This is a genomic window from Endozoicomonas sp. GU-1 (assembly GCF_027366395.1).
Lineage (GTDB): Bacteria > Pseudomonadota > Gammaproteobacteria > Pseudomonadales > Endozoicomonadaceae > Endozoicomonas.
The window spans coordinates 3168144-3194259 of the sequence record NZ_CP114771.1 but is presented as its reverse complement, the minus strand read 5'-3'; the positions used below and the strand labels follow the sequence as shown (position 1 = coordinate 3194259).

Here is a 26116-nt window from a genome sequence, read left to right as displayed (position 1 = left end):
CATTTTCTGAACAGTTGGACATCAGCTGTTGATAAAAGTTCAGTGTTGGAATATCCGGGTTAAACAACTGACCACTGTATATTTCACAGGAACACATATAATATGCCTGAAACCAGCAATACTCATGCTCAGGGCGCTAATGACGTGATCGACATATCTGATATTCACATGATCAAAGTGGTTACTGAAGTAGGCAGTATCAACAAAGCCGCCGAGATATTAAGTGTTTCACAGCCAACCCTGAGCAAAAAAATCAGCCGCCTTGAAAAGAAAGTAGGTGTCGAACTGTTTAATCGGGATAGCGTGGGCATGATGCCCACAGAAGCCGCCAAATTCCTGATTAAAGAAGGCAATGGTCTCAGAGCTCAGTTGCAAGTGATTGAACGTCAGCTGGAGCTTATGTCGGACATGGTGGGCGGTACGGTAAGAGTGGGGGTTGGCCCCATTATCGAACAGCAGCTGTTAGCCAAAGTGTTGCTTGATTTTGCTGAGAGAGATTATCAGTTTAAAATTTCTGTCGTCACGATGTCGGCTGATGCACTGCTGGATCAGCTGAAAAAAAGCAAGATTGATCTGGCGGTTGGCCCCTTTGTTGATTCTGATGTTCCGGATGATATTGTCGCCCCGCTGAAAACCTCAGAAAAACTGGTGGTGGCCGTGCGACAAGGTCATGACGCAGTTGCCAGGCAGGTGGTAGATTTACAGGCGATATCGAACTACAAAATCATTACGCCCAATATACCCGCCAGCCTTGGCGGACAGGTTATGGTGTATCTGGAAAATGCCGAATTAGAGCCGGACATCATTTGCGAAAGTTACACCATGGCAAAATACATCGTCATGAATTCCGATTATGTGACGGCCGGACCGGAGTCTTTATTCCTGAATGAATTTAAATCCGGAGAGCTGGTGAAACTGGAATTTCCCTATGATGTCTATTGGCAGAGTCAATGCCTGGTAAAACCGGAAACCTTATTAATGCCTATTGTAAAGAGGTCGTGGATCTGTTTGCTCAGTATATGGAGGCGCAGTAATCAGCAAAAAGAGAAGCCCCGGGTATGATTAAAGAGGGCTTCCCGGCCTGAGTGACAGGCTAAAGACAGTCGTCGATTATGCTCGAACACGCTTTACCTGCTGGCCCCGTTTCCAAAAGTTGTACAGCACTTTAAACGCTGAAAACGCACCGCGAACCCTGGTCTTAGGGGGCAAACCTTCACTCATCCGGCGAATTTGATCGGTGTACCAGCTGATTTCCATGATAGCCATATCATCGATCTTTTTAATACCAGTGGAAATGGGTTCTACACTGGAACGGTAATTCGTGCCAGTCAGTAGATGGTTGGCCAGATTGGGATCAACGACAAAGGGTCGCGCCAGACCAACCACATCCACTGAGCCGGAATTAATCGCCTCTTCCATCGCTTGCTGGCTTCTGAATCCACCGGTGACCATAATGGGTGCCGATACATTTTTCTTAAGCTGTTCAGAAAATTCCAGAAAATACGCCTCACGCTTCTTTGTACTTTCTTTTTGCTCCCCCCGTCGGTTGACCGGGTTTTCCCAGCTGCCACCAGAAACCTCAATCAGGTCGATGCCCATTTTATCCAGATGCTGACATACCTCGATGGACTCTTCCTGGCTGAAACCGCCTTTCTGGAAGTCTGAAGAGTTTAATTTAATGCCGATACCAAAGCCCTCACCCGCCTTCTCCCGGATGGATGCGTAAATTTCTTTGACAAATCTCATACGATTTTCGAGGGAACCGCCCCATTGATCATTACGCTTATTATGGTTTGGTGACAGGAATTGGCTGATCAGATAACCGTGGGCACCATGAAGTTGAACGCCATCAAACCCTGCTTCTTTTAAGATTAAAGCTGTCGTAGTGAATCGACGAATAATGTCGTTAATCTCACTCTCGGTGAGTTCCCGGGGTGGGATAAACATATCGCTCGCTAAAGGAATGGCAGAGGGTGCCAGAGGTTGGTCATTGAGAAATTTAGGCGATTGCTTGCCCGGATGGTTGAGCTGGGCCCAAATTTGACCACCTTTGGATTTAGCGCCTGCAACCCATAATTCCAACAGTTGAAAATCATCATAGTTTTCAACAGCCACGGCCAGCGGTTCATTGGCATGGCGTTTATCAACCATTATATTACCGGTGATCAGCAGTCCGGAGCCACCTTCTGCCCAGGTTCTGTATAACACTTCAAATTGTCTGACAACACCGCCTTTGCCTGTGGCGATGGCTTCATTCATGGCTGATTTGCAAATACGGTTTTTGAGTACTGAACCAGAACGTAACTTAAGTTCTTCTGATAAAGGCGATGTGGTTGTCATATACGTTCTTCTGACCTCATGGATTAATAATCCTGCTTATTATTTCGTAAGGCTTCATCCTGCGGTAATGAACTTATTTTGCCTGTGTACCAAATAAAAAGCATTGGATAGTCAATTAAAAACAGCCAACATTGATGGACTTGATTAAAGACCTTCGACGTTGACTTCGTAATCCTTTATGGCTTTTCTGATGGTGTCGGGTATTCTGACGGATATGCCTTTTTTATAGTTGCACCAGATACTCGGCACACTTGCGGTAAAGACCGGTTGTTCTTCACCCTTTCGATAAATAGCAGCCTCAAGAATAGCGCTACTGTTTCCGACTTTACTGAATCGTGTACCTGTTTCCAGTTGTGTGGGGTAGTGAAGCTGCTTATTAAATTCGCAGTTTAATCCTCTCATCACCCATCCCTGCTCCGAATCAGGCTTCAGTTCAATCTTCAGTATGTTAAAAAAGTAGTCCAGGCGTGCGGATTCAATGAGTCGCATATAAGCGGCATTATTCAAGTGCCCCAGCGGATCACAATCTCCCCAGCGGACAGTATCTTGATAGAAGTGATTGAATAACGTTCGTTGCATGGGACGGACTCTCTGGATGGATTTTCCCCAACAGGCTGAATAATTTAGAGTAATTTGACCTATTGTAATGGTCCTGAAATATACCTAACGATCTGGATTCCGGATAATGAACTTATTTTGTCTGTGTTCCAAAAAAAAGGCATAGTGAGAATGAGATGCTCGATAAAATACCAATAAATCAGATCATTTCACCCAAGAGAGATTACTGTATTTTCATTGCAGGATGACCCATCCTGACAATCATTTCCTATACACAACGATGCTGGACTATGCACCAGATTCTCAGGGGGTCAAAAAACAATTCACTGTCTATCAAAGTATTTACTTTCTAAGATGGTTTCATAAGAAAAGCACGAAAGGTGAAGATATGAAGTCCATCCGCGTGATGTGTACTATCCAGGAGGGCTCTCTTGGGTATACCAAAATCCAGCAACTGGAATCCTCCATAAAAGATATATACCAAAAGCACTTTGGCCCTGACTATAAACTGGTGTTTATGTGGTTAACCTTGCCCCATGGTCAGGCCTATCTGGCTGGCAAGTTGTCTTCCGCATCCAGTGTACAACTGCCTGTGCAAGATGGCCTGCCAGCATCCAGGCGGCACCCTTTTATGTCGGAAGTGTGCGCTAAATGGCAGGAGATAACCGGTTGCACACAGGATCAGATTATTTTGGCATCCAGTGATTTTACCGAATCGGAAAAGTTTCAGCGGGGTTTGGTCAATCGATTCAAACCGTCCAAACGTAAATCGACCATGTTGAAAATGCTGATGCGCTTTATGATGGGGCGTTTTAAGAAAGGCTATTACAACACCAGTGTTACGTTATAAAAATAAATCAAGGATAGCGCTATGCCACTGTACACTGTTACCACACGAAAAAGCTTACCGAACTCCAGGCGTGTTGAATTAGCTAACTTGATCATGAATGTTCATTGCGGCCTCACAGGTGCTCCGGAAACATTTGTGAACGTGATGTTTTGGGAAAATGCCACGTTAAACGACGGCGTTGCCATGCATGTTTATGGTGGTATACGAAAAGGTCGAACCGCAGAGATGCGAGAAACATTACAAAAGGAAATGTCCAGACGCATCTGCCAATTGATGATACTCACAGACAAAGAGCTGGAAACAGACATGTTTGAGATGCCTGCCCAATGGATCATGGAAGGTGGAGAGATCTTACCCGAACCCGGGGAAGAGCACTTGTGTGAGTGGCTGCAAAACGGGCACGGGACTGAACATAATCAGAAAGCGTTCATTTGATCATAGCTCTTGAATGATTTCAGATAGCGAGATATTACCTCTGGATCAAAAGTCCGAAAAACTTCCAGTGAGAAAAATGTGAAAAGTGATCAGTCCCCGGGGAATGGCTGCCGGAGTACTATAAATGCGCTAATACCCGGCAGCCCCCCGGAGGCTGAGCGAAAATAGTCTGCATGGGAAGGACCTTCAGGATGTGGAAGAACCGGTTTCTTTACGGAATTATGAGAGTTTAACAGGGGATGACGGAGGGGAGTCGGTTCTTATACCCAATAAGAGCATACGAACCGACCTTATAACGAGACCATTTTTACGGTTGTTTCGACATCCCCGGGATCGTTGGAACGCGCCCTTTGAATAAAAATGTCGGTAATTTTATGGCGCTACTTATCCATTGATTCTTTGTAACCAAAGTCACTGATTGTATCCCAGCGACGTTTCAGGTGATGGGCCGACATCTTGGGTTGACGGGTACGGGTAAATGCCCCCTTCTTATTACCATCAACCCGGAGGAAACCTTCCCAGGTCTGGAAGTCCGCGAAGTTCCACATCTGCTCACCAACCACTGCAGAACACCCGTCAAAGGCTTCATGCTGCTGATCAAGGTACTCACACTGGTACTCTTCAGAGAATTGCACACTGGGCAGTTTGTGGATACCGGCGACAGTGTCCGCGCCGTACTCGGTGATGACGATTGGCTTGCCTTCATTGGCCCAGCCTGACAGCTCCTGACTAAACACCTTGGCGGCATTGCGCTGCTCCAGGCCGTTCATCATGTACCAGCCGTAATAACGGTTCAGACAGATCACATCGGCAAACTTGCTTGCACGACATCTACCGTATGGTGCCATCATAAAGTTAATCAGGGTCAGCGGACGGTTCTGCGGGTCAAGCTCACGAGAATACTCAAAAATCTCTTTAAAGTAAGGCTCAGAGGCTTCCTGGGAGGTATCCGGCTGGTTAGACAGGGCCCACATGACCACGCACGCATAGTTTTTATCACGCTGGAACAGTTCACGGATGGCTTCTTTATGGGCAACCATGCCTTCTTTTTGTACTATTGGGCGGTCAAAGAACTTGGACTGGGAAGCACCACCAGCACCGGCAGACACAAAGTTCATCAAGGCATCAAACTGGCCAACCGCAGCCGTCTCATTGATGACCACCAGACCTTTGCGCTCAGCCAGCTGCATAAACTCTTCAGAGTACGGATAGTGAGAGGTGCGGATGGAGTTGGCACCGATCCAGTCAAGTAGTTCCATATCACGCAGGTTCAACGCAGCATCGTAACCACGGCCACGGATATCGGAATCTTCGTGCTTACCAAAGCCTTTGAAATAGAAGGGCTCGTTATTGATCAGGAACTGAGTACCCTGAACTTTAACGGTACGCACACCGACGGCTTGTGGATACTGGTCAACCAATTGGCCATTGTCGTTAATGCTGACTTGCAGCGTATACAGGTAGGCATTACCCGGCTGCCACAGTTTAACGTTGTCGATCTCCAGTGAGCCCTCAGCACCTTCACCATTGGCAACAACCTTGCCGTCTTCGTCCAGGAGTTCAACCGAAACGTCGCCGCTGCCCATCGCGCTGACCCGGTAATCCACTTTACCCAGGCTCTGGTCGAAGTCCGTGGTGACCGTGATATCGTCAACTCGATTCCTGGGCAACGCCATCAGCTTAACGGCACGGTGAATACCGGCATAGTTAAAGAAGTCAAAGAACGGCTTGACCTCTTTGGTACCGTCCATATGGGTAGCAACCCTGCCAGCAGGAATGGTGGCATAGCTCAGTTCATTATTGACCACGACCACCATTTTGTTCTTTTCACCAAAACGAACAACGTCGTTCAGTTGACCGGCGAAAGGCATATAGCCGCCATCGTGGCTCGCGACTTCCACACCATTAACATAAACAATGGCACGGTGGGTAGCACTGCCAAAGCGGACGAATACATCACGATCCTGCCATTCTTCGGCAATGTAAAATTCAGTTTCGTACCAAACATCACCACAGTGATCACGCAGTGCCTTGTCGGTAGTGATGTCATTGTAGCTGGATGGAACGGCCATCAACGTGGTATCAGTCAGGCCATCTTTCCAGCCATTGGTGCGACCTTCCGTTTTCGTGTCGGCGCGGAATTTCCAAATGCCGCTGATGTCGATGATGCGACGGGTTCTGGTTTCGTGTGGGTATAAAAAAGCAGTCATTTTATGCTCCGTTTAACAGCCAGTAACATTGGTTAAAACCTTTGATACTCCAGGCTCTGATCGGTCTGAGAGTGGGAGAGTCGTGAATAGCAGTTCTTTTTGTGAAGAGTTTTAGACCAATATGTCAAACCAAAAGTCAATACCGAAACTATTTTCTAGGATATGCTGAGTCATTTTTCTTGTTCTTGTAAGTCCAATTGCCTGTTATGCTAGAATAGATCGGTAAAAACGGTCAATACCCACGCCATAATTATCAAAACTTTACTGCAACGCACTCGGTTTTTTTGGCATGAATCAGCAAACATGCCACAGGTCAAATCCTTTCCGGTTTACCGCAAAATTGGTTGATCCAATTTGATCAAGTCTGATATAAAAGTCCTGGAATTACATTAGCAACCTGAAGGCAAGCCGGTAATACAATGTTTAACAAAACGTCCAACCAATCCTATCGGCCTCATCCGGATCGTCTTTTTTCCGCAGATAACAGCACCCGCAGTGTCGCACGTGCCCTGTATCAGGAAATAAGACACTTGCCCATTATTAGCCCCCACGGTCATACCGATCCGGCCTGGTTTGCAGACAATCAGCCGTTCGGCAACCCTGCTGCACTGTTGCTTCAGCCGGATCATTATGCGTTTCGGATGTTGCATAGTCAGGGTATATCCCTGGAAAGCATTGGCATCAACAGTAAAGATCCATCCATAAAGGTTGAGCAGGACCCTCGCAAAGCGTGGCAGATTTTTGCCGACAACTACTTTCTCTTCCGTGGCACCCCAACCCGTATGTGGATGGACCACGCCATGACCGAAGTGCTTGGTGTTGATCAGCCGTTAAACAGCAAAACAGCACAAGTGATTTACGATCATATTGACGCTCAGCTGAAGACCGAAGCATTTCTGCCTCGCAGCCTTTATGAGCGCTTCAATATTGACGTGCTGGCGACCACGGAAACCGCTGTTGATACGCTGAAAAGCCATCTGAAAATCAATGCCAGTGACTGGCAGGGACGTGTGATCACTACCTTCCGTCCAGATTCGGTAACGGATCCCTATCATCCTGATTTCTCCGCCCACATGGCATTGCTGGCAGAGCAGACCGGTGAAGATGTCCATCAGTGGTCTGACTATCTGACGGCATTACGCAAACGTCGGCGTTTTTCCAAAGCACGGGTGCTACCGCCACTGACCACAGCTATCCCACGGCTTACACCACGGTTCTATCAGAAGACACTTGTCAGTTACTGCTGACGAAAGCACTGGCCGGAGAGATTTCTGCAGAAGAAGCGCAGCAGTTCTGTGGCCATATGCTGGTAGAAATGGCTCGCATGTCTCAGGAAGACGGCCTGGTGATGCAGATTCACTGCGGTGTTTACCGCAATCACAACCAAAGCCTACTGGCACGTTTTGGTGCGGATAAAGGGGCAGATATTCCCTTGAAAGCAGAGTTTGTTCACAACCTGCGCCCGCTGTTGAATGAAGTGGGCAATGATCCGAACCTGACCATTATCCTGTTTACTCTGGACGAAGATGTTTACGCCCGCGAGCTGGCACCACTGGCGGGTCATTATCCGGCTCTGAAGCTGGGTCCTGCCTGGTGGTTCCACGACAGTCCGGAAGGCATGATGCGCTATCGTCGCATGGTGACAGAAACCGCCGGTTTCTATAACACCGTGGGTTTCAACGACGATACCCGTGCGTTCCTGAGTATCCCTGCCCGTCATGATGTTGCCCGTCGGGTGGACTGTAACTTCCTGGCATCACTGGTATGTGAGCATCGCATTACCGAAGAAGAAGCGCTGGAACTGGCTCACGAGTTAACCAGTGGATTGGCCCGGAAAGCCTACCGATTGTGAGGGGATGGAGATGATTAATAAGCAATATAGCAGCGACAAAATTGCAGCCAACAGCTACGACGCCTCGGAGCTGAGCGCCGGTATTGTGCATATTGGCCTCGGTGCGTTTCATCGTGCTCATCAGGCGCTTTATACCCATGAAGCGATTGCTGCCACCGGCGAGTTTCACTGGGGCATTTGTGCCGCCAATATTTTTGGTGGTCAGGAGCTGGTCGCGGATCTGCAGAGTCAAGACAACGCTTACACCGTCACGGAAATGAATCCGGATGGTTCCCGTACGGTGAAGCTGGCAACGGCTATCCGGCAGTCCCTTGCTGTAGAAGACGATCGACGTCCTCTGCTGGACATTATGGGTGTTGAAACTACCCGTATTGTCTCTCTGACCATTACCGAAAAAGGTTATTGTCTGAACCCCGCTACCGGCAGATTGATGCTGGACAACGCCCTGATTGCCCACGATCTGGCCAACCCACAAAACCCGAAATCAGCCCTTGGCCTGATCGTTACGGCACTGGATCAACGTCGTGCAAAAGGTATCGCGCCCTTTACCGTTCTGAGCTGTGACAACGTGCCAGACAACGGTAAGCGTGCCCGTGCTGCGGTGATCCAGATGGCAGAAGCCATGGACCAGGAGCTGGCAGGCTGGATTCGTGCAGAGGTGGCGTTCCCATGCACCATGGTCGATCGTATCGTGCCGGCGATGACAGAAGAGAGCTTTGCCGATGTTCAGGCTTATCTGGGCACTGACGACAAAGGAGCCATTGTTACCGAAGCCTATCGCCAGTGGGTGATTGAAGACCAGTTCACCCTGGGGCGTCCACCCTGGGACAAGGTAGACGGTGCCATGTTTGTTGCCGATGTGCAGCCTTATGAAGAGATGAAGCTGCGCATGCTCAATGGCAGTCACTCCATTCTGGCTTATCTGGGTTACCTGGCTGGCTACAAAACCATCGACGTTTGTATGCAGGATCCGCAGTTTGTCAAAGTGACCCGTCACTACATGAATAATGAAGCGGCCGCCACGCTGGAGATGCCGGAGCCTACCGACTTTGCCAGCTACGCAGAAAAGCTGATTGAACGCTTTACCAACCCGGGCCTGAAACACCAGACATGGCAAATCGCCATGGACGGTTCCCAGAAAGTGCCTCAGCGCTGGCTGAATTCGGCCAGAACCCTGCTGGCGGAAGATAAGGCATTTGCCGCCATCGCCCTGGGCATTGCCGGCTGGATGCACTACGTATCGGGAACCGATGAGCAGGGCCATGACATCGATGTGCGTGACCCAATGGCAGAGCAATTAAAGGCCACGGCAAGCCAACATCAGGAACATCCTGAGCAGCAGGTAAAGGCATTCCTGGCGCTGGATGCAGTGTTTGATCCGGCCCTGGCGCAGAATGAACGATTCGTTTCGGAAGTGACTAAAGCCTACCACTCAATCCGCGAGCATGGTGCCAAACAGGCAATGGCACTGCTGGCACAAACCCTTTAACCAATGATCTATAAACGGCTTCTGCCCGGGAGAGGATAACATCATGGAACAGACATGGCGCTGGTACGGCCCTAAAGACCCGGTCACCATTCGTGACATTATGCAGACCGGAGCCACCGGTATTGTGTCGGCACTGCATCACATTGCCAACGGTGAAGTATGGAGTATTGAGGAAATTGAAAAGCGCAAGCGGGAAATTGAGTGGGATGAGGAAAAAGGCCGCTCTACCGGATTGCGCTGGTCGGTGGTTGAGAGTGTGCCGGTCTCCGAAGACATCAAAAAACGGACCGGTGACTTCGAACGTCATCTGAAAAACTACGCCACGACCATTGGCAATCTGGGTGCCTGCGGCATCGATGTGGTGTGCTACAACTTTATGCCAGTGCTGGATTGGACCCGTACCGACCTTGCTTATGAAGTAAGAGACGGAAGTCGTGCGCTTCGCTTTGACCGCTACGAGTTCGCGGCGTTTGAACTGTATGTTCTGAAGCGCCCGGGGGCGGAAGTGGATTACAGCGAAGAAGAGCAGGCCAGGGCCAAAGAACGCTTTGCGACCATGACCGAAGCAGATATCGAGCGCCTGACCAAAAACCTGATTGCTGGTTTGCCCGGTGCAGAAGAAGGTTACACCCTGGAGCAGTTCCAGCAGGCGCTGGACAGCTACGCGCACATTGATGCCGAAGGCCTGCGTCAGCACCTGTTTGCCTTCCTGCGTGAAATCGTACCTGCTGCGGAAGCAGCTGGCGTACGTCTGTGCATTCACCCGGATGATCCACCCTGGGCGATCCTGGGTCTGCCACGCATTGCCAGCACTGAAGACGACTATATTCGTATTACCCAGGCGGTAGATAGCATCTATAACGGCATTACTTTCTGTACCGGCTCACTCAGCCCACGGGAAGACAATGATCTGCCGGGCATGGTTGAGCGTCTCGGCAGCCGTATTCACTTTGTCCACCTGCGCAGTGTGGAGCGGGAAGACGATGGCAGTTTCTATGAAGCCAACCATCTGGAAGGCATGGCCAACCTCTACGACGTGACTCGTGCATTGGTCATGGAGCAGCGTCGTCGTAAGGCTGAAGGTCGGGTAGATTGCATGATCCCCATGCGTCCTGACCACGGTCATCAGATGCTGGACGATCTTAACAAGGAAACCAACCCGGGCTATTCCTGCATTGGCCGTATGCGTGGCCTTGCCGAACTTCGTGGCCTGATGATGGGCATTGAACGGAGCCTGTAATGACCAGTCACACAGCCCATGCTGTTCGTGTCGCCTGTATTGGTGAGTGTATGGTGGAGCTGTCACCTGCAGAGAATGGCCTGTTCAAACAGGCCTTTGCCGGTGACACGCTCAATACCGCTATCTATATCGCCCGAACCGCAGCACACGCGATTGATACCAGCTATATCACCGCCATTGGCAAAGATAGCTTCAGTGATCGCATGATTGATTTTTTCCAGCGAGAGAATATCAATTGCCAATGGATTTCTCGGTTACCCGAAAAAGTACCGGGCCTGTACGCCATTGAACTGGACGCCTATGGAGAGCGCAGTTTCAGTTACTGGAGAAACGATTCTGCTGCCAGGGCGTTATTCAGCCATGGTCTTACACCGGCCCAGCGTTCTGAACTGGCGGAATCATTCGACCTCTACTACCTGTCGGGTATCAGCCTGGCTATTTTGGATGAAGTTAGCCGGGAGCTGCTGAAAAAAACCCTGACCAGAGCCAGAGAGCGAGGCGCAAAGGTCGCTTTTGACAGCAACTATCGGCCACGTCTCTGGTCGTCCAGGGAGCAGGCTCAGTCAGTGACCAGCGAGTTTCTTGCGTTAACCGATATCGCTTTGGTCACCTTTGATGACGAGCAGGCACTGTTTGGTGATCAGTCTATTACTGACACCAGAAATCGACTGTCTTCTATTCCTGAAGTGGTCATTAAACAGGGTGGTGATGGCTGCAGCATCATTGTTAACCAGGCATTGTCTTTTGTACCTGCCACAGTTGTCAGTCAGATCGTAGATACTACGTCTGCCGGTGACTCCTTCAATGGTGGTTATCTTGCCCGCAGAATGTCAGGTGATGCACCGGAAACCGCCGCCGCTTTTGCCCACCGTCTGGCGGCAAGTGTCATACAGTACAAAGGCGCTATCATCCCCAAATCTGTTACCTCCCGATTATTGGAACAAACACAGCCATGTTAACCGCCCGTGATGTTTTAAACCGTGCTTTTCCCGTCATGCCCGTGATGGTGATCGATACCATTGACCAGGCCCTGCCCATGGCCAGGGCCCTGTTGATGGCGGTATCTCGGTATTTGAGGTGACCTTGCGCAGCGAGTGTGCCGTTGCTGCGATTCAACGGATTAAACAGGAGATGCCTGACTGTCTGGTGGGTGCCGGTACGGTGGTGGACCCGGAACAATTACTGGCGGTTCATCAGGCCGGTGCCGATTTTGTTATTTCTCCGGGTGCGACCCCTGCGCTTCTTAAGGCGTCCAGAGAGCAAAACATCCTGTTATTGCCGGGTGTATCTTCTCCGTCAGAGGTTATGCAGGCCCTTGATTATGGGTTTGATGTATTGAAGTTGTTCCCGGCAGAAGTCGCAGGTGGGCAATCTATGTTAAAATCTCTGGCTGGTCCGTTTCCTCAGGTGACCTTTTGTCCTACCGGGGGCATTAATCCGGAAAACTACCAGGATTATCTGGCACTGGATAATGTTCTGTGCGTAGGTGGTTCCTGGCTGGTACCTAAATCGGTGGTTGAAAGTGGCAACTGGAGCGAAATCACGTTTTTAGCTAAACAGTTAGCACGCTGATTCCCTGCCGCAATACTTCTCGGGTATTGCGGTATAAAATAAACCAACAGACTCAAAAAGTGGCACAAAACCCAATGCTTGTCCTTTCAGAACCCAAGCGGCTATATCAGAAAATTGGACGTGATATCCGCCAGCAGATTATTGATGGCGTCTACGCGGTAGGCAGCCGCCTGCCGGCTGAACGGGATATTGCAACCATGCTCAATGTCAGCCGCACTATTGTACGTGAAGCGCTGATTATGCTCGAACTGGAAGGCTTGATTGAAGTGCGTAAAGGCTCGGGCATTCATGTTATCGCCAGTGAACGTAACCCGTCGGTCACCGCATCCGATGATCACGATCTCGTCAGTGCCAATGACGTTGGCCCATTTGAGTTACTGCAGGCAAGGCAACTGATCGAAAGCCATGTGGCTGCATTTGCGGCAACCCAGCTGAATAAGTCCAACCTGCAAAACATGAAAGCGGCTCTCGAACTGGAGAAAAAGGAAATTCGCAAGGGCATTAACAGTGGCAAGGGTGATGAGCTGTTTCATATTGCCGTGGCGGAAGCCACCCAGAACAGTGTGCTGGTTGCCTTAACCCAGCAACTTTGGGACATTCCGCAAAAACAGCGCCATGTGGAAACGTCTCCATGAATGGATTGATAAGGTAGACTACCTTGAAGAGTGGGTGAGCGATCATGAAAGGATTATTGAGGCTTTATCCCAGCGCAAATCGGAAGAGGCACGGGATGCCATGTGGCAACATCTTGAGAATGTAAAAACCACGCTCCTGCGGGTTTCTGACAATACTGAAGACTCTTTTGACCGCTTTTTGTTTGACTACAGTCCGTCCGTGATTTCTTAGCAAAGACACAAAGGTTTTCCCGGGTTTGCCTGAGCTACGCTCGGCAAACAAAAAAGATTTCCTTTGTGTTCCTCTCTTTGTGGTTCAAGGCTTTTATAACTTTTGCAATCCTCTCCCCCGGGAAGCACACCGAACCTCTCAGCAAACGAATACCGAAAGAAAGCCTTGATCAAAATAAACATCTGATTTAAATCAATATTAAGAAAAAAATCTTATTTTATACTCGCTGAGCGGTATTTTTTCTTGAATTTTCTTTATAAGCAGTCGTGTAAGTATATCGGCAATTCTTCAAGGGCTACTGATAAAGCCCAGAATCCCGGTAACACGACGGCTGACGTATAGGTATGCGCCAGGCTTATATAGTTAGCAGTTCCATATCATAAATTAGAAATATTGATGGGCTTAGCGATGATAAAAGCAGTAAAGGCTGCCATAGCCGTCGGCATGGCAGTTGTCCTTTCCGCCTGCGGGGGAGCAGAAGAAGCGGTCAAGATGAAAGACACTCTGGTGGTTGGCCAGGGTGCGGATGCCAAGACCCTAGACCCCCATGCCACCAATGACCAGCCTTCTTCCCGGGTGGCGGTTCAGATCTACAGCCAACTAGTTGAGACAGACAAGGACATGAATATCGTGCCTGGTCTGGCTGAATCCTGGAAAAGTCTGGATGACAAAACCACTCAGTTTACGCTAAGAAAGGGTGTCAAATTCCATAATGGTGAAGAACTGAAGGCATCTGACGTTAAATTCACACTGGAAGCCATGATCGCTTCGCCAACGGTGGCTCATATCGTCAACTCCATCAGCACGGTAGAAGTAATTGATGACTACACAGTGAACGTCATCACCAAAGAGCCTTTTGGTCCTCTGCTTTATCATCTAACGCACACTGCTGCATCCATTCTGAATGAAAAAGCCGTTAAAGCGGCGGGCGACAGCTACGGCCAGAAACCAGTGGGAACCGGCCCATACCAGTTTGTTGACTGGGCTGTGGGTGATCGCATCACACTGAAAGCCTTCGATCATTACTACGGTGGCAAACAGGAAATTCCTAACGTTATCTTCCGTAATATTCCAGAAGGCACTAACCGTGCCATCGCCCTGGAAACCGGCGAAATCGATATCGGTTATGACCTTGAACCGATCGACAAAGACACGGTGCGCAGTAAGGACAACCTGACACTGGTGGAAGAAGAGTCGTTCTCTGTTGCCTACCTGGGCTTCAACACCAGAAAAGCGCCCTACGACAATGTGAAAGTCCGTCAGGCGATTTCTTATGCCATCAATGCGGATGACATTGTTGAAGCGGTACTGATGGGTGCCGGTTCCCCGTCAAGCTCACCGATTGGTCCCAAGGTATTTGGCTTCAACCCGAATATCGAAAGATACCAGCAGAACTTCGATAAAGCCCGTGAGCTTCTGACAGAAGCGGGTTATGCCGACGGTTTCAAAACCTCTATCTGGACGAACGACAATCCTACCCGTGTCCAGATCGCCCAGGTTCTGCAGGCGCAGCTGCGTCAGATCGGTATCGATATGTCCATCGAAGTGGTTGAGTGGGGCGCATTCCTGGACGGTACCTCCCGTGGTGACCACGACATGTTCATTATGGGCTGGGTAACCGTGACCGGCGATGCTGACTATGGCCTCTACGCACTGTTCAACTCCGCTACCCAGGGCGGTGCCGGTAACCGTTCGTTCTACAGCAATGCAGAGGTGGACCAGCTGCTGAATCAGGCCCGTACTTCGACTGACGCTGGTGAACGAAAAGAGCTGTACGGCAAAATTCAGGTAATTCTGCAAAACGAAGTGCCTACATTCTCCATCTATGATCAGTACCAGAACATTGGTATCCAGAAGAATGTGCTTGGCTTCAGCATGGCACCTGCGGGCCACCACAAAATCAGAGGTGTCCGCTTCCAGGGCTAATTTGAGTCTGACTATCACGCTGCCCTGTGCAGCGTGACTTTCTGCCCATCAACGCTCTTTACCGATGGGCCCAGCCCCTTATCAGGTGAACCATGCATAGATTTATACTCAAAAGGCTATTGCTGCTGATACCCGTGTTGCTGGGTGTTTCCCTGCTGGTATTTGCCATCATGTCCTTCACCCCCGGCGATCCGGCACAATTGATTCTCGGGGAAAATGCACCGCCTGAAGCAGTGGCCGAATTGCGGGAAGAAATGGGGCTAAATGATCCGTTTTTGCTGCGTTATGCCCGCTTTGTCGGGAATGCGGCGACGGGTGACCTGGGCCAGTCCTACACCAGTGGCCGAGATGTATTTGATGAAATTTTTTCCCGATTCCCTAACACGCTGATTCTTGCAGCGCTGGGTGTGGTGATTGCAGTGATTATTGGAATCCCCATCGGGATCATCTCTGCTACACGACAGTATTCAATGATTGACAGTGGTTCAATGTTTTTCGCCCTGCTGGGTGTCTCCATGCCCAACTTCTGGCTGGGTTTGATGATGATTCTGCTGTTCTCCGTCAACCTCGGCTGGGTGCCCTCCGGTGGCTATTCCAGCTGGAGTTCGCTGATCATGCCCGCGATCACTCTGGGCACCGGTTCTGCCGCCATTATTACCCGGATGACCCGTTCTTCCATGCTGGAAGTCATCCGTCAGGATTACATCCGTACCGCTCGCGCCAAAGGTGTGGCTGAGAATGTGGTGATTAACCGCCATGCCCTGAAAAATGCCCTGATCCCGGTGATCACCGTGATCGGTTTGCAGTTTGGTATGTTGCTCGGTGGTGCGGTACTGACCGAGACCGTGTTCTCCTGGCCAGGAGTTGGCCGGATGATGGTGGACGCGATTCGCCAGAAAGATGCGCCAACTGTTCTGGGTACCGTGGTATTCCTTGCCACCACGTTCAGTCTGGTCAACCTGCTGGTGGATCTGCTGTACGGTTTTGTTGACCCTCGTATCAAATCCCAGTACGCCTAAGGAGCAAGAATCATGTCTCAGGAAATGACGCTGGATCCGGTACAGGGTCAGCTGGATAAGAGCCCGGCAAAAGGGGCACCGAAGAAACGCAGCCAGTGGTTAGAAGTCTGGCATCGTCTAAAGCGTGACAAGATGGCCATGCTGGGTCTGTTGATCATCACCCTGGTGGTATTGGCGGCCATCTTTGCCGATGTGATTGCCGACTATGAGACAGTGGTCATTGCCCAGAATCTTTCTGATCGTCTGCAAGGACCCAGTGCCCAGTACTGGCTGGGAACCGATGAGTTTGGCCGGGATATTTTTGCCCGGATCATTCACGGCACCCGGGTCTCTCTGATGGTGGGGGTACTCTCTGTGGCCATCGCCATTGTCATGGGCGGCGGGCTCGGTGCAGTGGCCGGTTACTACGGCGGCAAGATCGATAACGTTATCATGCGGGTGATGGATATCTTCCTGGCCGTACCCAGTATTCTGTTGGCCATTGCCATTGTTTCCGCGCTCGGGGCCAACCTGATGAACCTGATGCTGGCCATCGCGATTTCCAGCGTCCCTACCTACGCACGTGTGGTGCGGGCATCCGTGCTGACCATTCGTGACCAGGAATTTATCGAAGCCGCCCGGGCTATTGGTGCCAGTGACCTGCGGATTATTTTCCGCCATATCATTCCTAACTGTCTGTCGCCGGTCATTGTACAGGGTGCGCTGGGGGTGGCGGGTGCCATTTTGTCCACAGCGGGTTTGAGCTTTATTGGTCTTGGTATTCAGCCACCCGAACCGGAGTGGGGGGCAATGCTTGCCGGTGGTCGTCAGTATCTGCGTCATGCATGGCATGTGACGACCTTCCCGGGTCTGACCATTATGATCACGATTCTTGCCCTGAACCTGCTGGGTGATGGTCTTCGTGATGCCCTTGATCCACGACTGAAACATTAACAGATACCTATTAGAGAAATGCTATGACAGAACAAGCAAACACACAGGATCTGTTGTCTATAGAAGACCTCAGCATCGTGTATGAAGTGGATGGTGAAACCACCTACGCGGTCAACGGCTTGAATATCACCCTGAAGCGGGGGGAAACCCTTGGTTTGATCGGCGAAACCGGTGCCGGCAAAACGACAACGGCCCTTGGTATTATGGGCCTGGTGCCTAACCCTCCGGGTCGGGTTGTCAGTGGTAAAGTGGTCTTTGATGGTGAAGACCTGCTGCAAATGCCACAAGAGAAAATGCGTGGCGTTCGGGGTAATCGGATTTCCATGATTTTCCAGGATCCCATGACCTCTCTGAACCCGGTGATGACGGTCGGGGAGCAGATTGCCGAAGTGATCCTTATCCACGAAGGCGTCAGCAAAAAAGCGTCTTTCCAGAAAGCTGGCGAGATGCTGGAGATGGTGGGCATTTCGGCGGCCCGGGCGGGGGACTTTCCGCACCAGTTTTCCGGCGGTATGAAACAACGGGTAGTGATTGCCATTGCTCTTGCCTGTAACCCGGATCTGCTCATTGCTGATGAGCCCACCACAGCGCTGGATGTCACCATTCAGGCCCAGGTACTGGATCTGATGAAAGATCTGAAAAGTCGTTACAACACCGCGATGATTCTGATCACCCACGACCTGGGGGTGGTTGCCCAGGTGTGCGACAAAGTGGCGATTATGTACGCCGGTGAAGTGGTGGAGAGCGGTGATATTCGCGATGTCTATGAAAATACCAAACACCCTTACACCAGGGGGCTTTTTGGTTCGATTCCCGATCTCGATCACTCCGTTGGACGACTGAACCCCATTAAAGGCATGATGCCGGACCCGACAGACCCACCGTCCGGTTGCAAGTTCCATCCCCGTTGTCCGGATGCCACAGCAACCTGTGCGGCATCAGAACCGGCACCGGTTTTGACCGAAACCGGCCATGTTGCCCGCTGTCTTATGTTGCAGTCGATGGTAGAGCCAACAGACGTTAACAGGGTGCAGGGGTAAGGTTATGTCAAACACTATTCTGGAAGTCAGAGACCTCAAAAAATATTTCCCGACCCCCAAAGGCACACTGCATGCCGTAGATGGCGTTAACTTTGCCATCAAGAAAGGGAAAACCCTGGGCATTGTCGGTGAGTCCGGCTGCGGTAAGTCCACCACCGGCCGGGTCATCCTGCGTTTGCTGGAAGCCACCGATGGCGACATCCTGTTTGAAGGGCAGAATATTTGCCACTTCAAAAAAGACCAGATGCGACGACTGCGTGAAGATATGCAGATTATCTTCCAGGATCCTTTTGCCTCTTTGAACCCCCGGATGACCGCCAGTGAGATCATTGGTGAACCGCTGCTGATTCACAACAAAGTGAAGAATAAGCAGGAGCTGACTGAACGTGTCGCTGAATTAATGGAGCTGGTTGGCCTTAGCCCTCGACTGGTCAACACTTATCCCCATGAGCTGGACGGTGGTAGACGGCAGCGTATTGGTATAGCCCGGGCGCTGGCACTGAAACCAAAGTTCATTATCTGTGATGAGCCGGTATCGGCGCTGGATGTATCCATTCAGGCGCAGATTCTGAACCTGATGCAGGATCTGCAGGAGCAGCTTGGACTCACTTATATCTTCATTACTCACGATTTATCGGTGGTTAAGCATTTCTCCGATGAAATCGCGGTTATGTACCTGGGGCAGCTGATTGAGAAAGCACCGGCCAGGGATTTGTTCAGCAACCCGACTCACCCTTATACCAGGGCTTTGCTATCGGCTATTCCTTCGATTCATCTGGACCATAAGATGGAACGTGAGGTGCTGCAGGGCGAAATTACCTCGCCCATCAACCCGGCACCTGGCTGTCGCTTTGCGCCCCGTTGCAAGTATGCAGCACCAGAGTGCACCTCCAGAGAGATTCACCTTAACGAGATCAATGATGGGCACTTTGTTGCCTGTGCCATGGTCGGGAAAGGGTGACCCTCCTGAAATTCATGAGGTGATACCCCTACCATTCGTGCTGAGGCCTGTCGAAGGGTGCTTGGCACGATCTATCAGAGTCCGGATAACTTCAACCCGGAAGGAACGTTCTTATTATTTTGTTGTCCATTATTTCCTGACACCGGCATTCATAATTCAGGCATGGATGATCAAATGGACAAAACAACCAATGAAACTATCTACCACTCCTTGCCAAATCAAACAATAACCCATTCTTTATTACATCGAGCGGGAGACAAAAGGAAAACATCACTCTTTCCCGATGACTTGGCAGCGCCTGAGCAGCCTTCAGAAAAGCGATCAAGATTAATAGAACCGCAAAAAGTCCCAACGCCTGACTTAGGACAAAGGACAACAGTCGCCTGTCAAGTTACCTCTCACTTGCAAAGCGATCACCCCACCGCCCGCTCAACGGATCAGGAAGCGGCCCATCAGAGCCTGAGCACCGGTGAGTTCTTTTTTGCCAATACTCCGTTAACCCAACAGCGAATTATTGATCAATTACGCCGTGAACAGCCTGCAACGTATTGCATTCGCGCGCTGGATGATCTGGAAAAACAGGGCCTGATGCAACAAACCTGGCTTGAGGGCGGCCAATTACAAAAAGCAGAAGGCCGACTGTTTACGGATAAGCCGATGACCCTGGTGTTTGACCTGACTTCCATGACACCCGGTGATATCGCCAGCTTTAATGACCTTCTTCAGGCAGGCCCCAAGTGTAACGATAAACCACTGGGCGACCACATCCGGCGGGTATTTCTGGTCAACCACGGGATGCTGGACGGAAGTAAGCCCGCCAACCCCGACCTCTGGCGCAGATTAGGGCAAATGCCGGAAAAGACCCTATCAGAAGCCGACGGCAATATTGCCGATCCGGTGACCGATGAAACCTTGCTGGCCCAAAAAACCACGGAAGATATCCCGGCCAATGCTCCCCGCATCACCCTCGACTTTGCCACCACCGACCACTGGTACCGCCGACTGTTCGGCGGTATCACCCTCAATGACCGGGGGCAGCTGTTTTTTTCGGATGGTGCCCTGGCCAACCTGAAAGAGAATACCCACCTGGTGTTTAACAACGCACCCTGGGAAGACACTGGCTTTCAGACAGCCCTGGCAACGGCCATACGGGTTGGCGGATTCACCGCCAACAAGCAATGGGTCCGGCTACCTGAGCAGATATCCCTGTCCGTAGCCCATGTCGGTGCCACCGAACTCAACGCCCGGAAAGAGCAGACGATCAGCGACAGCACCGTTTTTTGTCCCCAAAGCCCGTTTGTGGTGATTAACCGCAGCTCAATCGAGCGTCTCAAAGGCCACGTGATGGTAGAGGGCACTGCCGTTGTGCAAACGGATATGCTCGCTAATCTGCTGCAAGGTTGCAGGCAACTGGTGCTTACTGGCGAGCTGGATGACAAACAGTGGTTATGGTTATTGTGCCGACTGGAGGAATTACCGGCGAGTAAAAGACCACAGTTGTTTGCCAATTTGCCAACCGATTTGTTGCTCCCTGCAAGGGCTGGCGACTGTCCAACCACGGGAGCCTGCAACCCACACTGCGCCACTTTCACTTATCAGATTAACCCCGGGGATACCCTGGAATCCCTGCAACAGGTCAACCTCACCAGCCAGAGCCGTTTCACTTTTTCCCTGACCAACAGCCGACTGCTGGATGCCCTGGTCAATGGGATGCCAACAACCCTTTATGGTCTGGAGTGCAACCCGGAATTGGCTGCCAACCTGGAAACCCTGTTATTGCCCGACCCTTACCTGTTTATTCATGGGCATAAGATGGATCTACCAAAGGCACAGGTCACCTTCATGCCTCCCCCGGGGCAGCAAACCACCGGCTCAGCATTGATCAACGCCCTGCTCAACGTTTCCGACAGCCCACCACCCGCACCGGAAAACCCGGTCTACTCACTGCTGATGTCTCTGCCCCAATCCTATAAAAAGCGCTATCCGGACAGGCCGCCCTGGACCGGGAGGATTTTCAGTATCGGTTTGAGCAACAGGGCGAGGCAGAACGCCTGCTGGACGGTAGCCCCGGGCTGCTGCCCTGCCATCAACGCCGAGCCTTGCATGTGCTGTTGGCCAAGGCGTATCGCGGCGCTCCGGAGATTTACAGTTTCATCAAGGCGAAAATTGCCGGTTATTATCCGGATCAGCCCACCGACAACCGTGCCGACCGATCCGCCCTGGAGCACTGGCTGGCCCGACACCCGGCCCCGGAGCTTAGGGACATCAAGGCCGATTTCTGGGCGCTGGCCCGGCACTGTCCGGCCACGGTTCACCAGGACAGCAAAGAATCGGATGACATAAATAACAACTCGGTGAAAGAGCTCGCCACTTATGTGGTCGCCGCTGCGCGCCGCGCACGGCAGCAGCCCATGGCACAGCGATTGGGTGTGGATCTTCGGCTGGCCCGGCAAAAACGCTTTTTTGATGGAAACCTGCGCTCAACCTTAAAAGATACCCTGATTGCTCACCGGGCATCACTCAGGCAGGGCAACATCATCAGCCAAACAGTCGGGACGCTGGAGAGCCAGATTGCCGCCATTCTGATGGGGGATCAGACCGATCAACAGAAATCACAACAGATCCGGGAATTACTGGCCACCCACTTTATTGATGATCAGTTACCCGGGCCGTGTCAGGATCTGCCCGATGCCCTCCTTGCCCGACAGCGCCATCACTGGTCCCGGCAGGAGCGGCGTCTGGAGCATTTGGCCCAGAGGGTCCGGAAGCATCCCGTGGTGTTCCTGCAGGGTGAGGCCGGAGCTGGCAAGACCTTTATGGCCAGAGCCATTGCGGCCAGGGCTGGTTATCCAGACTGTCAGGTGCTTCAGCTTGGGCCCAACCATACCTCAGAAGCCCTGTTTGGCGGACCGCAGCTGGTCAGTTATTCAGTGGGCAATGGGGCGGAGGACCATGCCACCGAATTTTGTGAAGGGCCACTGCTGCAGTGGGCATTATCGAAAGATCCACCCCTGCTGGTGCTCGATGAAGCCAACCTGGTGCCAGAGGGTCTGCTTGCCCCCCTGGCCGGTTTAACCCGGAAGCCGCCGGTACTCCATTATCAGGGCCGGGAGTACGAACTGAAGGACCGGCACCGGATTATTCTCACCGGTAATCCGGATCATTATTCGGGACGGCACCTGGATAACACGCTGAAATCACGGATTCCCACCTTCTTTTATAACCCCTTGCCGGAGACCGTGCTGGCCAACGCCATCATTCTGCCCAATCTACCGCAGGTCTGGCCTGATCACCTGAAACAACAGGCCCGTGACCGGCTATTAACCCTGTACAACCAGTTCCGGGAGCTGCAGGACCAGACCACACCCAGAGATATCACCGATGTGCTGGCCACCGTTCGCCAGATTCTCCGTCACTGTTCCGCGACCGGGGACGACACGCCAGCGCAAGTCAACGCCCTGATCAGGCGGGCATTTATGGACAGTCTGGCCGGTGCTGTAACCACGGAATACCAGCAACGGCTGAGAACCCTCAACGTCTGGTACCGGGGCCAGTTCAAGGAAGATCCGTCCCTTTTGGCGGGGGTTGACGCGAGCTTTACTGATTTTATCCAACGATTGCAGGCCGCCAACCCCGATGGTGACTTTTCTGCGGAGCCTGTCCGGCAGCTGGTCTACCACTACTGGCAAAGTCTGGACAAGGATGACTCGGGACGCACCGCCATGCTGGTGGAAGGGCCGGCGGGCTGGGGCAAGGATTTTGTGCTAAAGAGAACCATCCGGCTCTGGCAACAACAGCAAGAGAGGAAACAACAGCCAGTACGTCCGTTTGTTCATATCAATGCCAACCCGAACCAGTGGACCTATTTGGCAGAAAGCGTCAAGCAGGCGATGAGCCGGGGGCAACTGATCGCCATCAGTGAGCTTAACCTGATTCCCAGCCACTATGTAGAAGGGTTGCTGAATCATGTGTTGACCGGCCATGCAGCACGGGGATTTCGCCTGTTTGCCACCATCAATCCCGGCTATTTTGCCGGACGGGAAGCGCTGAGCAAGGCCCTGACGAGCCGCTGCACCCAGGTCAGGCTGGCAGCCCTTACCCCGGAAGAACTGGAAGGGCTGGTGCAGGGTTTGCCCAAGATACCTGACGGGTTGCCCAAGTGGCTGGCGGGTCACTTCCACCAACTGGCCACAGCACTGCATCAGCAGAACCGCCCGGTGCAACTGGCACTGGACGACCTGTTCAGCAGCGCCCGGCAGCTGGCCAGCCAGCGGCCTGAACATTGGCATCAGGCCTTGCGAAAACACTTGTCACTGCCCTTTCGTGCCTTGCCGACACCGCTGCCTCCGCTGAAGGAGGATACCGCACGCCTGGAACGAATCCAGCAGGAAGAACAACGGCGCCGGGACCTTGAGGCCAGCGCCAATAGCATACCCGGACTGTTGACGCCCATCACGGTAATATTCGGGCCTGTAACCCGTTGTGCTGACCGGATAATCACGGTGACACGGGAAGCAACAGATCAGGACGTCATGACCATTGCACAAGCCATGCAGCAAAATATGGAGACCAGCCGCAATAGCGGATCAATGGTAAACCCGCAACAAACCGGTCGTTCGGCTTACCCTTGTAAATTTGGCGATATTGTGGATCCCATCTACTACACGGTCGCCAGGTACTACCCCGAAGACCCTTACGATGCCCGCCAATATCGTCTCACTTTTCAGGAGACCCGTCTGGATGAAGATGGCCGGTTGCGTGACTACCCCATCGACTGGACAAATGGCACGCTAACACCGTTGCCAGGATGGCCAGATGATAGCGCCTGGCGGACCAACCTTGGCGCAGATGAACTGCCCGGCAAGCGTACGCTGAGCCTGAATAATCAGTGGCAGCCCTTGCCTGCCCTGACGCCCAGAGACCAGCTCCGGGCACTGCGCTGCACCCCGAAAATACCCATTGAGCTGGCTCGAAGCGAGCTGACAGGGCAACTGTTAATCAAAAGTCAGGCATCCTCAGCGTCACCGGTAACGGTGGACTTTATCATTGCCCCCGGGCAAACCTATTTTACCCAACTGAGACCGGGCGAATGGCTGACATTACCAGAGGGATTATGCAGTCAACGGCTTGAAGATCTCCTGACAGAGAATATTTTTTACTCCGAAACCAACACCTGCAAAGCCTATGCAGAGCTGCGTAACATCCATGGGATCCCGGATATCCCGCAACGACTCAGGGCGTTGCGGGGTTGGCTGGATACATTTTCCGATAGCAAAAATGTGACCGGGCAAGATGAACAGCTGTTGCTGAATATGCTCAGGGAGAAACAGGGGGCCTGCCGACACAAGGCGACGATCTTCCAGGTGCTCTGCCACTATTGGGGTATTCCTGCGCGGCAAGTAGAGAATGCCTCGCATTGTTTTGTTGAGATCAGCCCCGATGGCGGCCGCACCTGGCGACAATACCAACTCGGGGGTGGCGGACGGTCCACAGCAGATATCACAGAATACGACTGGGGGGAGTATCATCGACCAGGCCATTCTGTGCTGAAGCCACCCGAGGATTATGCCTATTCCGACCAATTTACCGATTCATCGCGCAACCTCTATGATTTAATTGATGCGAACCTTGATTGCCTTGCAAACCAATTACTGTTAAACAAAAACAAATCAGCTGTGACTGATGTTATGCACACACTTGAAGATATCTACTCTGTATTCCACAGAGAACCTTTAGACCCCAGCCTTAACAAAGATTTGCAGAAAAATTGGGGGGTACTATTATCGCCACAAATGTTTTACCGGTTTGGTAAAAACATAAATAAATGGAAAAGTATCATAGAAAAAAGCGCCTGGCTTATGGTGGATAATAGGGGCAAAAGCAATGCGATACATTGTTTCATGACTGTGGAAGTAAAGATATTATATCACCTGATAGATGCACAACAGCCTGATGTACCCTATTTGAACTGGCTATGTGATCTTTACCAATCAGTGCCTGAATTTCTGAAATATGTATTATTGTCCATCTTACAGACCTTCTCTGAGTCCTGTGACTCCTGTCAGTTAAAAGACCAGGTAAAATTAATGCTTGTGTCTTATCCTTTAAAACCCACGAAAATTAACATTGATGCTGATGAACAAAAAATTTACCAGGTACGATTATCAAAGCTCTGCAAAAACTTTATCCAAACGATGACCATGAGCCACTCACTTTTGGAGCGACTATCACAGCCTCGCATCCATCAACAACTCCACCACCAGCCTGTGGGCAATAGCATTATCATCCCTGAAAAGCTTATGTCCGGAGAGGCTGCTTTCCTGAGCGTATCAAAATCTACAAGCTACAAACCCATTATCTTCGATTGTACTTCCTTCCCAGACCAGGAGATAGACGACAAGATTGCTGGATCAATAAAATCCAGAGTAAGGTCAGGAATTATCGAAATATCCATGAGTGAAAAGCATGTAGAGTTAAGCGGGTTAATAAAAAAAATATTCTTTTATTGGCTGGTAGCACATCACATGAATGATACCACTTCTCCCGTTTGGCTGACTTGCTATTATGATAACTATTCCAGGACAATGCAGCCTTACATTGATAATTGCCTTACGCTTGATGACTGCAAAGTTGAGCCCATGGCCCAATTAAAATTACCCCCGGAACGTATAAAATACTGTTTTAACCAACCTTCCGCTGTCGTTCTTCAAACGGATGATTTGCTGGTCCTTTTAGATGAGTTTCTTGCATTGATTGCAGATTAGAAAAATAGGGAGAAGGAGTAACTGCTCAAAATTTGGTGGTAAAAATGCATTTTCTGGAAAAATTTTATCGATTTTACTGGG

The 26116-nt window shown here is 51.1% G+C and carries 20 protein-coding genes and 1 pseudogene; 18 read left to right on the top strand and 3 right to left on the bottom strand.

All coding sequences use genetic code 11. The annotated features are described in order from the left end of the window. The first annotated feature begins 102 nt into the window (after positions 1 to 102). Entirely contained in the window at positions 103 to 1062 is a 960-nt protein-coding gene (locus O3276_RS13040; protein WP_269671739.1) for a LysR family transcriptional regulator, read from the top strand. Between the two features lie 48 nt (positions 1063 to 1110). On the opposite strand, the gene O3276_RS13035 is transcribed toward O3276_RS13040, so the two are convergent. Then, on the bottom strand, positions 1111 to 2340 hold the full coding sequence (locus O3276_RS13035) for an NADH:flavin oxidoreductase/NADH oxidase family protein (RefSeq protein ID WP_269671738.1): 1230 nt from the start codon (positions 2338 to 2340) through the stop codon (positions 1111 to 1113). A 144-nt stretch (positions 2341 to 2484) separates the two neighbouring features. Next, positions 2485 to 2919 carry an acyl-CoA thioesterase gene (locus tag O3276_RS13030; RefSeq protein ID WP_269671737.1) on the bottom strand — a complete coding sequence of 145 codons (435 nt, stop codon included), beginning with the start codon at positions 2917 to 2919 and terminating at the stop codon, positions 2485 to 2487. A 367-nt stretch (positions 2920 to 3286) separates the two neighbouring features. Here O3276_RS13030 and O3276_RS13025 point away from each other — a divergent pair, with 367 nt between their 5' ends. Both O3276_RS13025 and O3276_RS13020 read left to right on the top strand, forming a co-directional pair. After that, positions 3287 to 3748, top strand: coding sequence for a hypothetical protein (locus tag O3276_RS13025; protein ID WP_269671736.1), 462 nt, complete (start codon positions 3287 to 3289; stop codon positions 3746 to 3748). A gap of 21 nt (positions 3749 to 3769) precedes the next feature. Continuing rightward, the gene (locus O3276_RS13020) at positions 3770 to 4183 is read left to right on the top strand and encodes a hypothetical protein (RefSeq protein ID WP_269671735.1); all 414 of its coding nucleotides are present in this window, start codon (positions 3770 to 3772) and stop codon (positions 4181 to 4183) included. 380 nt (positions 4184 to 4563) lie between these two features. On the opposite strand, the gene uidA is transcribed toward O3276_RS13020, so the two are convergent. Continuing rightward, positions 4564 to 6393 (bottom strand): beta-glucuronidase, encoded by a 1830-nt coding sequence (uidA, locus tag O3276_RS13015; protein ID WP_269671734.1) that lies wholly within the window; start codon positions 6391 to 6393, stop codon positions 4564 to 4566. A 419-nt stretch (positions 6394 to 6812) separates the two neighbouring features. Between uidA and uxaC the strand changes: the two are divergent. The 15 genes and pseudogenes from uxaC (at position 6813) to O3276_RS12940 (ending at position 26035) form a co-directional block, all read left to right on the top strand. After that, positions 6813 to 8245: pseudogene (uxaC, locus tag O3276_RS25770) on the top strand (glucuronate isomerase). Between the two features lie 10 nt (positions 8246 to 8255). Beyond that, the gene (locus O3276_RS13000) at positions 8256 to 9734 is read left to right on the top strand and encodes a mannitol dehydrogenase family protein (RefSeq protein WP_269671732.1); all 1479 of its coding nucleotides are present in this window, start codon (positions 8256 to 8258) and stop codon (positions 9732 to 9734) included. 43 nt (positions 9735 to 9777) lie between these two features. After that, positions 9778 to 10974 (top strand): mannonate dehydratase, encoded by a 1197-nt coding sequence (gene uxuA, locus O3276_RS12995; protein WP_269671731.1) that lies wholly within the window; start codon positions 9778 to 9780, stop codon positions 10972 to 10974. Beyond that, positions 10974 to 11933, top strand: coding sequence for a sugar kinase (locus tag O3276_RS12990; protein ID WP_269671730.1), 960 nt, complete (start codon positions 10974 to 10976; stop codon positions 11931 to 11933). Before uxuA ends, O3276_RS12990 begins: the two co-directional genes overlap by 1 nt. Next, positions 11927 to 12055, top strand: a complete 129-nt coding sequence (locus O3276_RS25505) for a hypothetical protein (RefSeq protein ID WP_332328104.1) — start codon at positions 11927 to 11929, stop codon at positions 12053 to 12055. Before O3276_RS12990 ends, O3276_RS25505 begins: the two co-directional genes overlap by 7 nt. A gap of 2 nt (positions 12056 to 12057) precedes the next feature. Continuing rightward, complete coding sequence (gene eda, locus O3276_RS12985; protein WP_332328103.1) at positions 12058 to 12546, top strand: bifunctional 4-hydroxy-2-oxoglutarate aldolase/2-dehydro-3-deoxy-phosphogluconate aldolase; 489 nt, start codon at positions 12058 to 12060, stop codon at positions 12544 to 12546. Between the two features lie 74 nt (positions 12547 to 12620). Beyond that, on the top strand, positions 12621 to 13181 hold the full coding sequence (locus O3276_RS12980) for a GntR family transcriptional regulator (protein WP_269671729.1): 561 nt from the start codon (positions 12621 to 12623) through the stop codon (positions 13179 to 13181). After that, the gene (locus O3276_RS12975) at positions 13162 to 13392 is read left to right on the top strand and encodes an FCD domain-containing protein (protein ID WP_269671728.1); all 231 of its coding nucleotides are present in this window, start codon (positions 13162 to 13164) and stop codon (positions 13390 to 13392) included. Before O3276_RS12980 ends, O3276_RS12975 begins: the two co-directional genes overlap by 20 nt. A 408-nt stretch (positions 13393 to 13800) precedes the next feature. Next, positions 13801 to 15318, top strand: coding sequence for a glutathione ABC transporter substrate-binding protein (locus O3276_RS12970; protein WP_269671727.1), 1518 nt, complete (start codon positions 13801 to 13803; stop codon positions 15316 to 15318). 92 nt (positions 15319 to 15410) lie between these two features. Beyond that, positions 15411 to 16337, top strand: coding sequence for a nickel ABC transporter permease (gene nikB, locus O3276_RS12965; RefSeq protein ID WP_101747425.1), 927 nt, complete (start codon positions 15411 to 15413; stop codon positions 16335 to 16337). A gap of 12 nt (positions 16338 to 16349) precedes the next feature. After that, entirely contained in the window at positions 16350 to 17270 is a 921-nt protein-coding gene (nikC, locus tag O3276_RS12960) for a nickel transporter permease (RefSeq protein WP_269671726.1), read from the top strand. Positions 17271 to 17293: 23 nt separating this feature from the next. Next, positions 17294 to 18310, top strand: a complete 1017-nt coding sequence (locus O3276_RS12955; RefSeq protein WP_269671725.1) for an ABC transporter ATP-binding protein — start codon at positions 17294 to 17296, stop codon at positions 18308 to 18310. Positions 18311 to 18314: 4 nt separating this feature from the next. After that, entirely contained in the window at positions 18315 to 19271 is a 957-nt protein-coding gene (locus O3276_RS12950; RefSeq protein WP_269671724.1) for an ABC transporter ATP-binding protein, read from the top strand. A gap of 174 nt (positions 19272 to 19445) precedes the next feature. Then, positions 19446 to 21614 (top strand): hypothetical protein, encoded by a 2169-nt coding sequence (locus O3276_RS12945; RefSeq protein ID WP_269671723.1) that lies wholly within the window; start codon positions 19446 to 19448, stop codon positions 21612 to 21614. A gap of 68 nt (positions 21615 to 21682) precedes the next feature. Next, entirely contained in the window at positions 21683 to 26035 is a 4353-nt protein-coding gene (locus O3276_RS12940; RefSeq protein ID WP_332328265.1) for an AAA family ATPase, read from the top strand. Positions 26036 to 26116 lie beyond the last annotated feature (81 nt).